A 14,069-nucleotide genomic window follows, 5' to 3' on the forward strand; every position below is an offset into this window, starting at 1 on the left:
AGTTTCTACCTCAGCTTCAGGGTGGCAAGGCCAATCAGCACGAGAATCACGGTGATGATCCAGAAACGGACGATCACACGTGGCTCGGGCCAGCCCTTGAGTTCAAAGTGGTGGTGAATGGGCGCCATGCGGAACACGCGGCGACCGGTCAGTTTAAAAGAGGCGACCTGAATTACGACTGACAGGGTTTCCATCACGAACACGCCGCCCATGATGAACAGGACGATTTCCTGGCGGACGATCACCGCGATGGTGCCCAGGGCTGCGCCCAGCGCCAGTGCGCCGACGTCACCCATGAAGACTTGTGCCGGATAGGTGTTGAACCAGAGGAAACCCAGGCCGGCTCCGATCAGTGCGCCACAGAACACGATCAGTTCACCAGCGCCCGGTACATAAGGGATCAGCAGGTATTCGGCGAACTTCACGTTACCCGACAGGTAGCAGAAGATGCCCAGGCCGCCGCCAACCATCACCGTCGGCATGATCGCCAGGCCGTCGAGGCCGTCGGTCAGGTTGACCGCGTTGCTCGAGCCGACAATCACGAAATAGGTCAGGACAATGAAGCCTGCGCCCAGCGGAATGCTGTAGTCCTTGAGCATCGGCAGGATCAGCGTGGTCTCCACCGGAGTGGCGGCTGTCACATACAGAAAGATCGCCGCGCCCAGGCCAAATACCGACTGCCAGAAGTACTTCCAGCGGCTTGGCAGGCCACGGGAGTTCTTCTCGATCACCTTGCGGTAGTCGTCGACCCAGCCGATGGCGCCGAACAGCAAGGTCACCAGCAGTACGACCCAGACGTAACGGTTGCTCAGGTCAGCCCAAAGCAGGGTGCTGACACCGATGGACGACAGAATCAGCGCGCCGCCCATGGTGGGCGTACCCGACTTTGACAGGTGCGACTGCGGGCCGTCATTGCGAACGGATTGACCGATCTGACGGTTCTGCAACGTGCGGATCATCCATGGGCCATAGCACAGCGACAAAACCAGCGCGGTCAGTACACCGAGAATCCCGCGCAGGGTCAGGTACTGGAAGACCGCGAAGCCTTTGTAGAACTGTTGCAGATACTCCGCTAGCAGCAGCAGCATTAATGTTTCTCCAGACTGGACCCGCACAAAGCGGCGACGACGTTTTCCATCGCAGCGCTGCGCGACCCCTTGATCAAAATGGTGGTGTTTGTGTCTTGCTCGGCGCCCAGGGCCTTGATCAGTTCAGCCTGCGTGCTGAAATGAAAAGCCTGTGGGCCGAATGCGTTCACCGCATGAGCCATCATTGGCCCGACGGCGTACAGCGCAGAAACCTTGCCACGGGCGTACTCGCCCACGTCGCGGTGCCCCTGCTCCGCCCACTCGCCCAACTCGCCGATATCCCCGAGCACCAGGACGGTGCGACCGGAAAAGCCGGCCAGTATATCAACGGCAGCGCACATGGAGGTGGGGTTAGCGTTGTAAGTGTCATCGATCACGCGCATGCCATTGCTGGCCAATTGCGCGACGGTTCGACCCTTGACCGGTTGCACCGCGCCAAGGCCGGTGGCGATTCCGAACAGCGACACACCCAGGGCATGAGCGGCAGCGGCGGCGGCCATGGCATTGGCGACGTTATGGGTGCCGAGCAGGTTCAGTTGAACGCGCTCCACACCTTCAGGGCTGTGCAGGTTGAACGCCGGGCAACCGCGGGCATCAGTGGCCAGGTCACTGGCGTAGAAATCGGCGCTGGTGTTGCTCAACGCAAACGTCAGCACTTTGCGATCACCGGCGCGTGCCTTCCAGATTCCGAATGCCTTGTCGTCGAGATTGAGAACGGCGACACCATCGGCATCCAGCCCTTCGATAATCTCGCCCTTGGCCTCGACGATCTTTTCCGGGCCGCCGAACTCACCGACGTGGGCGGTCCCGGCGTTATTGAGAATGGCCACGTGCGGCTTGGTCAGGCCGACGGTGTAGGCAATTTCACCCAGGCGCGAGGCGCCCAGTTCGATCACGGCCGCAGTGTGTTCCGGCGCCAGCTCGATCAATGTCAGCGGTGCGCCGAGGTCGTTGTTCAGGTTGCCACGGGTCGCCAGCACTGCGCCACGCGTGCGCAGGATGCTCGCCAGCATTTCCTTGACCGTGGTCTTGCCGCTGGAGCCGGTCACGGCGGCAACGGGTTGGGTGAACGCGGCACGATTCAACGCACCCAGTTGTCCCAGTGCCAGACGGGTGTCCTTGACCAGCAGTTGCGGCAGCGTACTGTCGACGACTTCACGTTCGACCAGCGCTGCGACGGCGCCTTTGGCTGCCACGTCATTCAGATAATCATGACCATCGAAACGTGGCCCGGTCAGGGCAATAAACAGCTGACCCGGCTTGATCGCACGACTGTCGATGCTGACACCGTCGAAACTGGCATCGGCGGATACCAGGCGAGCATTGAGCACGCCGGTCAGTTCGCTCAGCTTCAAGGCCTTAAGCATGGGCCACCTCCCACGCGGTCAAGGCATGATCGGCCTCGACCAGATCGGAGAAGGCGTGACGCTCGCCGTTGATTTCCTGATAGTCCTCGTGACCTTTGCCGGCCAGGACAATCACGTCGTCCACCGAAGCGCTGGCGATCAAACGGGCAATCGCCTGACCACGACCGGCAACGAACTCCACTTTATCCACAGCCGCGAAACCGGCACGGATATCATCGAAAATCACTGACGGATCTTCCGTACGCGGGTTGTCATCGGTCACCAGCACGCCATCGGCCAGGCGCTCGACCACTTCGGCCATCAACGGACGCTTGCCGCGATCACGGTCACCGCCACAGCCAAACAGGCACAGCAACCGGCCCTTGGCGTGTGGACGCAGGGCCAGCAGTACTTTTTCCAGGGCATCCGGGGTGTGGGCGTAATCGACCACCACCAATGGCTGAGTACCGCCACCCAGGCGCTGCATGCGACCGGCGGGGCCTTCAAGCTTCGGCAGCACCTGGAGGATTTCGTCCAACGCATAGTCCAGGCCGAGCAACGCCCCGACCGCAGCCAACACGTTGCTCAGGTTGAAACGGCCGAGCAAGGTGCTGCGCAAATGGTGCTCGCCTTGCGGCGTAACCAGCGTGGCACGCACGCCTTCGTCATTGAACTGCGCCTCGCGGCAATACAGGTAAGCGCGCGAGTCTTCCAGGCTGTAAGTGATCAGCCGCGACTCACCCTCATCAGTCGCCAGTTGCCGGCCAAAATCGTCGTCGAGGTTGACCACGCGGCATTTCAAATCATTCCAGGCAAACAGCCGGGCCTTGGCTTCGCCGTAAGCCTGCATGGTGCCGTGGTAATCCAGGTGATCGCGGGACAGGTTAGTCATCACCGCCACATCGAAGGCCAAAGCGGTCACTCGGCCCTGGTCCAGGCCATGGGAAGAAACCTCCATCGCCACGGCTTTGGCCCCGGCCTTTTTCAGGTCCGCCAGGGTCGCTTGCACGGCAATCGGGTTCGGCGTTGTGTGCAGACCGCTTTCCAGCGCGCCGTAAAAACCGGAACCGAGCGTGCCGACCAGGCCGCAGTGCTGGCCGAGCAGGTCCAGTGCCTGGGCGACCAATTGCGTCACGCTGGTCTTGCCGTTGGTGCCGGTCACGCCCACCAGGTTCAGGTGATGGCTCGGCTCGCCATAAAAACGCCCGGCGATGTCCGACAGTTGCGCGGCCAGACCTTTGACCGGAATCAACGGCACTTCAGTGATCGGCAGGACTGTGGCGCCTTCTACTTCATAGGCCACCGCAGCAGCGCCGCGTTGCAAGGCGTCGGCAATATGCGCGCGCCCATCGAATTTCCCGCCCGGCACGGCGAGGAACAGATCGCCCGCGCGCACATTGCGGCTGTCCAGGGCGAGTTCGCGAATCAGCAGATCGTGGCCGGCGTGGGGGAATATTTTGTTCAGGCTCAGAGACATCAGCCGCGCCCTCCGTTAGCTTTCAGCGGAACGACCGGTGTTGCGTTCGCTTGTTGAGTGGGTGGCAGGTTGTCCGGCGTAATGTTCATCAGGCGCAGGGTGCCCGACATCACGCGACTGAACACCGGCGCGGAAACCAGGCCGCCGAAGTAACCGGCCTTGGTCGGCTCATCGATTACGACCACTATGGCGTAGCGCGGATCACTCATCGGGCCGAAACCGGCGAACAACGAGCGGTACGAGTTCTCGGCGTAACCCTTGGTGCCGACCGACGTTTTACGTGCAGTACCTGACTTGCCGCCCACGTGATACGCCGGCACTTGCGCGCGGAACACACCGCGTGGGGCCTCGATTACTTGTTGCAGCATGCCTTGCATGGTTTTCGCGACCGCCTCCGGCAACACCTGGGTGGTTTGCGGCGCCTTGTCGGTCTTGATCAGGGTCAGCGGCGCGAGGCGGCCGTTGTTGGCCAGGGCCGAGAAGGCGTGGACCAACTGGATCGCAGTCACGGAAATACCGTAGCCGTAGGACAGCGTGGCGGTTTCTGCCTTGCGCCATTCGCGGTAGTTCGGCAGGTTGCCGACGCGCTCGCCCGGGAAGCCCAGGCCAGTGTCCTGACCGAGGCCGACCTTCTGTGCCAGACGGAAAATGGTTTCACCGCCGATGTCGAATGCGACCTTACTCATCCCGACGTTACTGGAATTGATCAGAATGCCAGTCAGGTCGAGCACCGGACCTTCGGTCTTGGACACGTCCTTGATGGTGTATTTACCAATCTGCAAGCTGCCCGGGTACACCTCGACGGTATCGCTCGGCTTCCAGCGCCCGGTTTCAATCGCGGCGCTCATGGAAATCGCTTTCATGGTCGAACCCGGTTCGAACACGTCGATCATCGCGCGGTTACGCATCATCGCCGGTTGCAGATTGCGACGGTTGTTCGGGTTGTAGGTCGGCTGGTTGACCATTGCGAGAATCTCGCCGGTCTTCACGTCCATGATCACCAGGCTGCCTGCCTTGGCGCCGTTCTCGATGATCGCGTTGCGCAATTCGCGGTTGGCCAGGTATTGCAGGCGCAGGTCAATGGACAACGCCAAGGGCTTGCCGGCCTTGGCGTTTTTGGTGACCTGGACATCCTTGATCAACCGGCCGCGCCGGTCCTTGATCACCTGACGCTTGCCGGGGACCCCGGCCAGCCACTCGTCGTAGGCCAGTTCGACGCCTTCACGACCGTGATCGTCGATGTCGGTAAACCCGACCATATGGGCGGTGACTTCGCCGGCAGGATAAAAGCGCCGGAACTCCTCAATGCCGTAGACACCCGGTACCTTCAGGTCGAGCACGGCCTGACCCTGCTCAGGCGTCAGCCCGCGCACCAGGTAAATGAATTCTTTGTTGGCCTGGGCTTCAAGACGCTCGGTCAGGGCTTTGGGATCTTGCCCCAGCGCGGCGGCCAGTGCTGGCCACTTGTCTTTTTCCAGCTGCATTTCCTTGGCGTTGGCCCACAGCGTAGTCACCGGGGTACTGACGGCCAAAGGCTCGCCGTTACGGTCGGTGATCAGACCACGGTGAGCCGGAATCGGAATATGACGGACGCTGCGCGCATCGCCCTGACCTTTGAGGAAGTCACGGTCAACCACCTGCAGGTCGATGATGCGCCAGGCAATCGCGGCTACCATGATGCCGAGCAACCCCAGCACCACGCGGAACCGCCAAGGAAAGAGTGCGCCTTCGAGTTTCATCATGGCGCCACCATCTTCACGTCAGCAGCACCGGGTATGTGCATTTTCAATTGTTCGGTAGCCAGCACTTCGATACGGCTATGGGCCGTCCAGGTGCTCTGCTCCAGAATCAACCGGCCCCACTCGGCCTGGGCCTTGTCGCGCACGCTCAACTCGTTGTACAGCGAGTTCAGCAACTGGCGATTCCAGTGCGCGCTGTAAGAAACGCCGATAGCCGACACGAGCACGCCAACAAACAGCAGCAGCATGAAGAAGCTTCCGCCGGGCAGTGGCTTGGCGAAAAGCTTGCTCACCGCAGCTTCTCCGCCACACGCATGACAGCGCTACGGGAACGTGGGTTGGCTTTGAGTTCGGCGTCAGAGGCCGTCTGCGCTTTGCCATGGACTTTGATTTTCGGTTCGAAGGCGACATGCCGAACCGGCAGGTTGCGCGGCAGGTTATCGGCTTCGCCTTTCACCAGCTTGCGCATGAACAGTTTGACGATACGGTCTTCCAGCGAGTGGAAGCTGATCACCACCAGGCGACCGCCCACTTCCAGGCAATCCAGTGCGGCTTCGAGGCCGGTTTCCAGATCACCCAGTTCGTTGTTGACGTGAATACGCAACCCCTGGAATGCACGGGTTGCAGGGTTCTTGCCCTTTTCCCATGCCGGGTTGGCGACTTTCAGGACTTCGGCCAGGTCACCGGTGCGCTCGAATGGCTTGATGTCGCGGCGCTCGACCACGGCACGGGCCATGCGACCGGAAAAACGCTCTTCGCCGTATTCCTTGAACACCCGGGCGATTTCTTCCACGGGAGCGGTGTTGACGAATTCGGCAGCGCTGATTCCGCGGGACGGATCCATGCGCATGTCCAGCGGACCATCGTTGAGGAAACTGAAGCCGCGCTCAGGATCGTCAAGTTGCGGCGAAGACACGCCCAGATCGAGCAACACACCGCTGACCTTGCCGTTCATCCCACGCTCGGCCACTTCGGCACCGAGTTCGGCAAAGCTGCGCTGCACAACGACAAAGCGGCCGTCTTCGGCCGCTAGCGTCTGCCCGGTGGCAATCGCTTGTGGATCTTTATCGAATCCGAGCAACCGACCATCGGGACCGAGCTGACTGAGGATCAACCGGCTGTGCCCGCCGCGCCCGAACGTGCCGTCCAGATAGCAGCCATCAGGACGTACGGCGAGAGCCTCGACGGCTTCGTCAAGCAGTACGGTGATGTGGTTAAAGCCGCTATCAATAGTCACAGGATCAAATCACGCAGTTCATCAGGCATAGCGCCCGGTTGTTGAATGGCAGCCAGGTCAGCGGCAGAAACCGCGTTCCAGGCATCCTCGTCCCACAATTGGAACTTGTTCAGTTGGCCTACCAACATCGCGTGTTTATCCAACTTGGCATATTCACGAAGACGCGGCGGAACCAGAAAACGACCACTGCCATCGAGCTCGAGGTCGACGGCATTACCAATCAGTAAACGTTGCAGGCGGCGGTTCTCTTCACGAAGCGAAGGCAGTGCGCGCAGTTTGGTTTCAATAATTTCCCACTCATCGAGCGGGTAAACACACAAACATGGATCAACGGCATCAATCGTGACGATCAACTGACCGGAACTACGCGAAACGAGCTCGTCACGGTACCGGCTCGGCATGGCGAGACGGCCCTTTGCATCGAGACTGATAGCGTTGGCTCCGCGAAACACGTCAGCGTTTCTCCAAATTCTAGCGTTTTGAGTTCAAAAAACCCACTTCATGCCACTTTCCGCCACTTGTGCACACTATAGGAATGCGCCCACCACACCGTCAAGGCGCGGGTTAAAGGAAAACCCTTACAGAACTGAGATTTAGGAGCATTGAAGGAGGAGCAACGAGAATCCGGCAGATGAAACTGTCCGATAACTTGAATCAGCACAGGAGGCTGCGTTCGGAAGTTAAAGTAATTTATTAAGAGTAAGATTTTTTTGGTATTACAAAAGTGGTTCTGCGGATGAATGTGCAAGGAGGGAAACCGGTGCTGCGTGGAGTTTATGCGATTCCTACAGGCGCGGGCTAATCGATATCACAAAACCGCTTCTCCCGACGTTTGTGCAAGGAGGGAAATTGCTATCACCATCCCCTTGCTCAATGATTTAAGCAGAGGGGAGAAAAAGGTGGAGAGTCGATCTGTAAGCCGGGTTCTGTCTTGAACAGTCATTCGTCTACGATGGCCATCACTGGACATCTTTAGCAACCTACCCGGTCCCAGCGCGGGCCACGCCTTGGGACCCTATTTGGTCTTGCTCCAAGTGGGGTTTACCTAGCCACGAACTGTTGCCAGACGTGCGGTGCGCTCTTACCGCACCTTTTCACCCTTACCGGCGCCGAAGCGCTTAGGCGGTTATTTTCTGTGGCACTTTCCGTAGGCTCACGCCTCCCAGGCATTACCTGGCACTTCGCCCTATGGAGCCCGGACTTTCCTCCCCCCCCTAATTTTCATAGAGGGCAGCGACTGTCCGATCGACTCTCCGCTGCGAAGGTTACCGGCAGAGCGCCCGAAGAACAAGCGCTAAGCGCCTTTGAGCACGCCTGTGCGTCGGGTTTTACTCGCCCTTCTGCTGATCCAGCGCGATCTGGTACAGCACATTCTTTCGCTCGCCGGTGATTTGCGCGGCCAACGCCGCCGCACGCTTGAGCGGCATTTCTTCGAGCAGCAGGTTGAGGATGCGCATCGCCTCACTGCTGACGGCACCCTCCTCCTCGGGAGCGGACCAGCCCGCCACCAACACCACGCACTCGCCGCGCTGCTGATTGCTGTCCGACTCGACAAACTCGCGCAACTCCGCCAGCGGCAGCCCCTTGAGGGTTTCAAACGTCTTGGTCAGCTCACGGGCAAGTAGCGCCAGGCGCTCGGGGCCGAACACCAGCTCCATGTCTTGCAGGCATTCAAGGATGCGATGCGGAGCCTCATAGAAGATCAAAGTGCGAGGTTCTTCCTTTACCTGCTCGAGGCGCGCTCGCCGGCCCACAGCCTTGGCCGGCAGAAAACCTTCGAAAATGAAACGGTCGGAAGGCAGCCCCGCCGCCGATAACGCCGCAATCAACGCGCAGGCACCCGGAACCGGCACCACATTGATCCCCGCAGCCCGGGCCTGCCGCACCAGGTGATAACCCGGATCGGAAATCAGCGGCGTCCCGGCATCGGAGATCAACGCCACGCTGTCACCGGCAAGCAGGCGAGTGATAAAGCGACTGCCTTCATCCCGCTCGTTGTGTTCATGGCAGGCCGCCAATGGCGTCGCAATGCCGAAGTGTTGCATCAAGCGCTGGGAATGGCGGGTGTCTTCCGCCGCGATCAAGGCCACTTCCCGCAGAATCTTCAGCGCCCGCGCACTGATGTCATCCAGGTTGCCGATGGGCGTCGCCACCACATAAAGCGAGCCAGCAGCGGAATTCAAAGCACCTGGAGCAGTCAAAGCGCACACCTCATGATCGGTAAAAGTCGCCATTGTAGCGCGTAGCGAGGCTCGCGATACGCGCAAGCAAACGCGGCATCGGCGACCGATTGTGCGCTGGCGCAACATTTACACCAGCTAAATTGACCGATTCACGCCAGTAACATCGCGCCCCGGCCAGTGCTTGGGTACAATTCCACGCTAATTTGATCGAGTATCAGGAACGCTTACATGATCGCTTGCCTGCGGCTGTTATCTGCCATCTGCCTCGCTGCCTTGCTAGCGGCTTGCGCCAGCTCGCCCTCCTCCAGCCTTGGCGAACTTCCACGGACACCGGACGCCAGTATCGAGCAGTTGCTTGAGAAGGCTGCCCAAAGCAAGTCACCGGAAGATGCGGCCCTGCTGCGCTTGAGCGCTGCCGACCTGGCCTATCACCAGGGCAATGCCGGCCAGTCCGCGCAAATCCTGCAACAGGTCCCCATCGAGCAACTCAAGCCGGGCCAACAGATTTTCGCCAGCACCCTGGCGGCTGAATTGGCCATGACCCGCAACCAGCCCAAGGCCGCGCTGACCGCCTTGAGCCATCCGAGCATGCAACGCTTGAGCGAACTGCCCGCCGAACAACAGGTCCGCACCGGAACCGTTCACGCCCGGGCTCTCGAGGCCGACGGCCAGACCCTTGCCGCTGCTCGGGAGCGCATTTTCATCGCCCCGATGCTGAAAGGTGAAGCTGCGAGCAAAAACCACGAAGCCATCTGGACCCTGATCGCTTCGCTGCCGACCGATCAGTTGCAGCCAAACACCACCGACGATCTCGGCGGCTGGATGGCCCTGGCGCTGGCAGTGAAATCCGCCGGCACCCTGGAGCAGCAACAAGCCGCCATCGACAACTGGCGCGCGAAGAATCCGAAACACCCGGCAGCCATTCAATTGCCGCAGCCACTGACCCAGCTCAAGGAACTGGCCAGCCAGCCCCTGAACAAGATCGCCCTGCTGCTGCCTCAGGACGGCCAGTTGGCCTCGGTCGGCAAAGCACTGCGCGACGGCTTCATGGCCGCTCACTATCAGGCACAGCAGGCCGGGCAGAAACCACCTGCCATCGAGTTTTATGACAGCTCGCGCCTGACCTCCATGGACGAGTTCTACCGCAAGGCCCAGGCCGATGGTGTGCAACTGGTCGTCGGCCCGCTGGAGAAGCCGCTGGTGAAACAGTTGAGCTCTCGCCCGCAATTGCCGATCACCACCTTGGCGCTGAACTACAGCGAGGGCGATCAAGGCCCGGCGCAGCTGTTCCAGTTCGGTCTTGCCGCTGAAGACGAAGCCCGCGAAGTGTCGCGCCGCGCTCGCGCCGACGGCCTGCATCGCGCAGCCATCATGGTGCCGAAAGGTGAATGGGGCGACCGCGTGCTCAAGGCGTTCAGCCAGGATTGGCAAGCCAATGGCGGCACCATCGTCGCCACCGAACGCGTCGATCAACCGGTCCAGTTGGCTCAGCAGATTGCCGACATGTTCCAGCTGCGTCAGAGCGAAGGCCGCGCCAAGAGCCTGCAAAGCACGGTTGGCTCTCAAGTAGCCGCCCAGCCATCGCGCCGCCAAGACATCGAGTTCATTTTCCTCGCCGCAACGCCGCAGCAGGCCCAGCAGATCAAACCGACCCTGAACTTCCAGTACGCAGGCGATGTGCCGGTCTACGCCACCTCTCACGTGTTCAGCGCCAGCGGTGACGTCAACCAGTACAACGACATGAATGGCATTCGCTTCTGCGAGACGCCATGGTTGCTGGACGCCAATGATCCACTGCGCCGCCAGGTCACTGCCCAATGGCCTCAAGCCGCCGGCAGCCTGGGGCGCCTGTATGCCATGGGCGTGGACGCCTATCGACTGGCGCCGCGTCTGGGCCAGCTCAAGTCTCTGCCGGACAGCCGCATCGACGGTGAGTCGGGCAGCCTTGGCATGTCTCAGAGCCAGCGGGTCGTGCGCCAGTTGCCATGGGCCGAGTTCGCCAATGGCCAGGTTCAGCGCCTGCCGGACACCGCTCGCTGATGCCTGACAGGTCACGCCAGCAAAGCGGCAAGGATGCCGAGCGCCATGCGCTCGAGCATCTTCAACAACAGGGTCTGCGCCTGCTGGCGCAGAACTGGTTGTGTAAACGCGGCGAGCTTGATCTGGTCATGCTAGATGGCGATACAGTAGTATTCGTTGAAGTCCGCTACAGAAAAAACACTCAATGGGGTGGCGCACTCGATAGCATCGATGAGCGCAAACGGCAAAAACTGATTTTCGCCGCGCAGTATTTTCTTCAGTGCGAGTCGCGCTGGGCCAATTCCCCTTGCCGCTTCGACGTGATTGCCATCGACAGCAACCTCGATCAGTTGAACTGGCTACAGAATGCCTTCGACGGCTGATCGCCGGCATTGCGAACCGGACACTATCACCCAACACTTTTGCTCTTTGCTTTGCGGGCTGCACATTCACGTGCCGAACAGCCGCGCTAATTAAGGTCACACAGATGGACATGCAATCCCGAATTCGCCAGCTTTTTCAGGCCAGTATCGACACCAAGCAACAGGCGATGGAAGTACTTGCACCGCACATCGAGCAAGCCAGCCAGGTCATGGTCAACGCCCTGCTCAACGAAGGCAAAATGCTTTCCTGTGGCAACGGCGGCTCTGCCGGTGATGCCCAGCACTTCTCGTCCGAGCTGCTCAATCGCTTTGAGCGCGAGCGCCCGAGCCTGCCGGCCATCGCCCTGACGACCGACAGCTCGACGATCACCTCGATCGCCAACGACTACAGCTACAACGAAATCTTCTCCAAGCAGATCCGTGCACTCGGCCAACCGGGCGATGTGTTGCTGGCTATCTCCACCAGCGGCAACTCGGCCAACATAATTCAAGCGATCCAGGCCGCACATGATCGCGAAATGATTGTCGTAGCATTAACGGGGCGTGATGGCGGCGGCATGGCGTCGCTGCTGTTACCCGAGGACGTCGAAATTCGCGTTCCGGCCAACGTCACCGCTCGTATTCAAGAAGTCCACCTGCTGGCGATCCATTGCCTTTGCGACTTGATCGACAGCCAATTGTTCGGGAGTGAAGAATGACCCCTAATCGCCTTGGCCTACTGGCCTTGACCCTGTGCCTCGGCATCAGCGGCTGCACCTCGGTAGTGACTGCCAGCCGTGAGGCACCGATTGAAGATGACCGCGGCACTCGCACGCTGGGCAGCAAGATCGACGATTCCCTGATCGACACCAAGGTTGGCGTGAACGTCGCCAAGGCCGACCCGGCCCTGGATAAAGACTCACACATCGTTGTCACCAGCTTCAACGGCGTAGTGCTGCTCGCCGGGCAAACGCCACGCGCAGACCTCAAGGCCAAGGCCGAACAGGCCGCTGCCGCTGTTCAGCGCGTGAAGCAGGTGCACAACGAACTGCAAATCCTGCCACCCTCCTCGTTGCTGGCACGCCAGAACGACACCTGGCTGACCACCAAGATCAAGACCCAGATGCTTGCCGATGCGAACATCCCCGGCTCGCGCATCAAGGTCGTCACTGAAAACGGCATCGTCTACATGCTGGGCCTGCTGACCAAACAGGAAGCTGCGCAGGCGACCAACCTGGTGCAAGGCGTTTCCGGCGTGCAGAAGATCGTGAAGTTGTTTGAGTACATCGACTGATCCACATCTTGTAGGAGCGAGCTTGCTTGCGATGGACGTGAACGATGACGCGGCAATCCTGACAACCCGCAGGGCTTTCAGGTTTTTCGCGAGCAAGCTCGCTCCTACAACGTAATAAAAAAGGCGATCCTTGCGGATCGCCTTTTTTATTACTTGACCACTTTCAGACTGGGTCGACCGCTTGGACGCGGCGGCTCACTGTCGGGTGGTGGAAGATCGTCATCCGGTTCGATCTCTTCGTCCTCGCCCATCGGCGATTCCAGATCAAACACCATGCCCTGGCCGTTCTCCCGGGCGTAGATACCCAGGATCGACGCAATAGGCACGTACAAGGTGTGCGGCACGCCACCAAAGCGCCCCTCGAAACTGACCGCCTCGTTGTCCATGTGCAAGTGGCGCACGGCCTGTGGCGATACGTTCAGGACGATCTGTCCGTCACTGGCAAAACCCTGAGGCACCTGCACCGACGGATACTCGGAATTAACCAGCATGTGCGGGGTGCAATCGTTGTCCACAATCCACTCATAGAGCGCGCGGACCAGATAAGGTCGACTGGAGTTCATAGCGGCTCCTTAAGCCTTAGCGCATGTCGCGTTCGACACCAGACAGACTCGCCTGGAAAGCCTCACGCGCAAACTGGCGCTCCATATAATCAAGCAGCGGCTTGGCCGGCCGCGGCAGTTCTATACCCAGGATCGGCAATCTCCAGAGTATTGGTAGTAGGCAGCAGTCCACCAGACTTTGTTCCTCACTGAGGAAAAACGGCTTGTCGGCAAACAGTGGCGACACGCCCGTCAGGCTTTCGCGCAACTCCTTCCGAGCCACGGCACGGGCCGCTTCCTTGGTCCGCGAATCCAGAATCAGGTCCACCAGACCACACCAGTCTCGCTGAATGCGATGTATCAGCAGGCGACTGTTGGCACGCGCCACGGGATAAACCGGCAGTAGCGGCGGGTGCGGGTAACGCTCATCCAGATATTCCATCACCACAGTCGACTCCCACAACGCCAGGTCACGATCGACCAGGGTGGGCAAGCTGCCGTAAGGGTTCACCTCAATCAGTTTAGGTGGCTGGCGTCCAGCTTCCACGTAAATGATCTCGGCGCTGACACCCTTCTCTGCCAGTACGATGCGCACTCGGTGGGAATAGTGGTCGGCGGGGTCGGAGTAACAGGCCAACCGATTGGTCACGCCCATGGCGATCCTCCTCGCTTGTAAAAATTATCGAAAGCGGAAAAACGAGCGCGCCCAGAGGGCGCCTCCCGTAACGACTGGACCACCAGGTTCGCTACATCTTCAGAGGCGCCCTTGGGCGCGCGCGATT

The 14,069-nt window shown here is 60.1% G+C and carries 14 protein-coding genes and 1 other RNA gene; 4 read left to right on the forward strand and 11 right to left on the reverse strand.

Going from position 1 to position 14,069, the window contains the following annotated elements; translation table 11 throughout:
* Positions 1-5: 5 nt before the first annotated feature.
* From mraY to rsmI, 9 genes are all read right to left on the reverse strand, one after another.
* Entirely contained in the window at positions 6-1,088 is a 1,083-nt protein-coding gene (mraY, locus tag ACEN8Z_RS26830; protein ID WP_007998264.1) for a phospho-N-acetylmuramoyl-pentapeptide-transferase, read from the reverse strand.
* Positions 1,088-2,455, reverse strand: a complete 1,368-nt coding sequence (locus tag ACEN8Z_RS26835) for a UDP-N-acetylmuramoyl-tripeptide--D-alanyl-D-alanine ligase (RefSeq protein WP_495596206.1) — start codon at positions 2,453-2,455, stop codon at positions 1,088-1,090. Before ACEN8Z_RS26835 ends, mraY begins: the two co-directional genes overlap by 1 nt.
* On the reverse strand, positions 2,448-3,911 hold the full coding sequence (locus tag ACEN8Z_RS26840) for a UDP-N-acetylmuramoyl-L-alanyl-D-glutamate--2,6-diaminopimelate ligase (protein ID WP_495596207.1): 1,464 nt from the start codon (positions 3,909-3,911) through the stop codon (positions 2,448-2,450). Before ACEN8Z_RS26840 ends, ACEN8Z_RS26835 begins: the two co-directional genes overlap by 8 nt.
* Entirely contained in the window at positions 3,911-5,650 is a 1,740-nt protein-coding gene (locus ACEN8Z_RS26845) for a peptidoglycan D,D-transpeptidase FtsI family protein (RefSeq protein ID WP_177318981.1), read from the reverse strand. The genes ACEN8Z_RS26840 and ACEN8Z_RS26845 overlap by 1 nt, the downstream gene beginning before the upstream one ends.
* Positions 5,650-5,943, reverse strand: a complete 294-nt coding sequence (ftsL, locus tag ACEN8Z_RS26850) for a cell division protein FtsL (protein ID WP_007998257.1) — start codon at positions 5,941-5,943, stop codon at positions 5,650-5,652. Before ftsL ends, ACEN8Z_RS26845 begins: the two co-directional genes overlap by 1 nt.
* Positions 5,940-6,887, reverse strand: coding sequence for a 16S rRNA (cytosine(1402)-N(4))-methyltransferase RsmH (gene rsmH, locus ACEN8Z_RS26855; RefSeq protein WP_007989877.1), 948 nt, complete (start codon positions 6,885-6,887; stop codon positions 5,940-5,942). The genes ftsL and rsmH overlap by 4 nt, the downstream gene beginning before the upstream one ends.
* Positions 6,884-7,339, reverse strand: a complete 456-nt coding sequence (mraZ, locus tag ACEN8Z_RS26860) for a division/cell wall cluster transcriptional repressor MraZ (RefSeq protein ID WP_007989875.1) — start codon at positions 7,337-7,339, stop codon at positions 6,884-6,886. Before mraZ ends, rsmH begins: the two co-directional genes overlap by 4 nt.
* A gap of 447 nt (positions 7,340-7,786) precedes the next feature.
* Positions 7,787-8,140, reverse strand: an RNA gene (rnpB, locus tag ACEN8Z_RS26865) — RNase P RNA component class A.
* A 75-nt stretch (positions 8,141-8,215) separates the two neighbouring features.
* Complete coding sequence (rsmI, locus tag ACEN8Z_RS26870; RefSeq protein WP_495596208.1) at positions 8,216-9,121, reverse strand: 16S rRNA (cytidine(1402)-2'-O)-methyltransferase; 906 nt, start codon at positions 9,119-9,121, stop codon at positions 8,216-8,218.
* 177 nt (positions 9,122-9,298) lie between these two features.
* On the opposite strand from rsmI, the gene ACEN8Z_RS26875 reads away from it, so the two are divergent.
* The 4 genes from ACEN8Z_RS26875 (at position 9,299) to ACEN8Z_RS26890 (ending at position 12,745) form a co-directional block, all read left to right on the forward strand.
* Positions 9,299-11,110 (forward strand): penicillin-binding protein activator, encoded by a 1,812-nt coding sequence (locus tag ACEN8Z_RS26875; protein ID WP_495596209.1) that lies wholly within the window; start codon positions 9,299-9,301, stop codon positions 11,108-11,110.
* The gene (locus ACEN8Z_RS26880) at positions 11,110-11,472 is read left to right on the forward strand and encodes a YraN family protein (RefSeq protein WP_111279712.1); all 363 of its coding nucleotides are present in this window, start codon (positions 11,110-11,112) and stop codon (positions 11,470-11,472) included. The genes ACEN8Z_RS26875 and ACEN8Z_RS26880 overlap by 1 nt, the downstream gene beginning before the upstream one ends.
* Before the next feature lie 104 nt (positions 11,473-11,576).
* On the forward strand, positions 11,577-12,170 hold the full coding sequence (locus ACEN8Z_RS26885; RefSeq protein ID WP_007972584.1) for a phosphoheptose isomerase: 594 nt from the start codon (positions 11,577-11,579) through the stop codon (positions 12,168-12,170).
* On the forward strand, positions 12,167-12,745 hold the full coding sequence (locus ACEN8Z_RS26890) for a BON domain-containing protein (protein ID WP_007989868.1): 579 nt from the start codon (positions 12,167-12,169) through the stop codon (positions 12,743-12,745). Before ACEN8Z_RS26885 ends, ACEN8Z_RS26890 begins: the two co-directional genes overlap by 4 nt.
* A gap of 149 nt (positions 12,746-12,894) precedes the next feature.
* Here the strand turns inward: ACEN8Z_RS26890 and ACEN8Z_RS26895 are convergent, their stop codons facing one another.
* Together ACEN8Z_RS26895 and ACEN8Z_RS26900 are read right to left on the reverse strand one after the other, a co-directional pair.
* Positions 12,895-13,308 carry a ClpXP protease specificity-enhancing factor gene (locus tag ACEN8Z_RS26895; RefSeq protein WP_085715923.1) on the reverse strand — a complete coding sequence of 138 codons (414 nt, stop codon included), beginning with the start codon at positions 13,306-13,308 and terminating at the stop codon, positions 12,895-12,897.
* Positions 13,309-13,324: 16 nt separating this feature from the next.
* The gene (locus ACEN8Z_RS26900; RefSeq protein WP_007972581.1) at positions 13,325-13,942 is read right to left on the reverse strand and encodes a glutathione S-transferase N-terminal domain-containing protein; all 618 of its coding nucleotides are present in this window, start codon (positions 13,940-13,942) and stop codon (positions 13,325-13,327) included.
* Positions 13,943-14,069 lie beyond the last annotated feature (127 nt).

Source organism: Pseudomonas sp. Pseusp10 (genome assembly GCF_059492225.1).

Coding starts and splice junctions, on each gene's coding strand:
- ACEN8Z_RS26895 (WP_085715923.1), bottom strand. CDS start 13,308: ATGAACTCCAGTCGACCTTATCTGGTCCGCGCGCTCTATGAGTGGATT.
- ACEN8Z_RS26890 (WP_007989868.1), top strand. CDS start 12,167: ATGACCCCTAATCGCCTTGGCCTACTGGCCTTGACCCTGTGCCTCGGC.
- rsmI (WP_495596208.1), bottom strand. CDS start 9,121: ATGGCGACTTTTACCGATCATGAGGTGTGCGCTTTGACTGCTCCAGGT.
- ACEN8Z_RS26835 (WP_495596206.1), bottom strand. CDS start 2,455: ATGCTTAAGGCCTTGAAGCTGAGCGAACTGACCGGCGTGCTCAATGCT.
- ACEN8Z_RS26880 (WP_111279712.1), top strand. CDS start 11,110: ATGCCTGACAGGTCACGCCAGCAAAGCGGCAAGGATGCCGAGCGCCAT.
- ACEN8Z_RS26875 (WP_495596209.1), top strand. CDS start 9,299: ATGATCGCTTGCCTGCGGCTGTTATCTGCCATCTGCCTCGCTGCCTTG.
- ACEN8Z_RS26900 (WP_007972581.1), bottom strand. CDS start 13,942: ATGGGCGTGACCAATCGGTTGGCCTGTTACTCCGACCCCGCCGACCAC.
- ACEN8Z_RS26840 (WP_495596207.1), bottom strand. CDS start 3,911: ATGTCTCTGAGCCTGAACAAAATATTCCCCCACGCCGGCCACGATCTG.
- ACEN8Z_RS26845 (WP_177318981.1), bottom strand. CDS start 5,650: ATGAAACTCGAAGGCGCACTCTTTCCTTGGCGGTTCCGCGTGGTGCTG.
- mraY (WP_007998264.1), bottom strand. CDS start 1,088: ATGCTGCTGCTGCTAGCGGAGTATCTGCAACAGTTCTACAAAGGCTTC.
- ACEN8Z_RS26885 (WP_007972584.1), top strand. CDS start 11,577: ATGGACATGCAATCCCGAATTCGCCAGCTTTTTCAGGCCAGTATCGAC.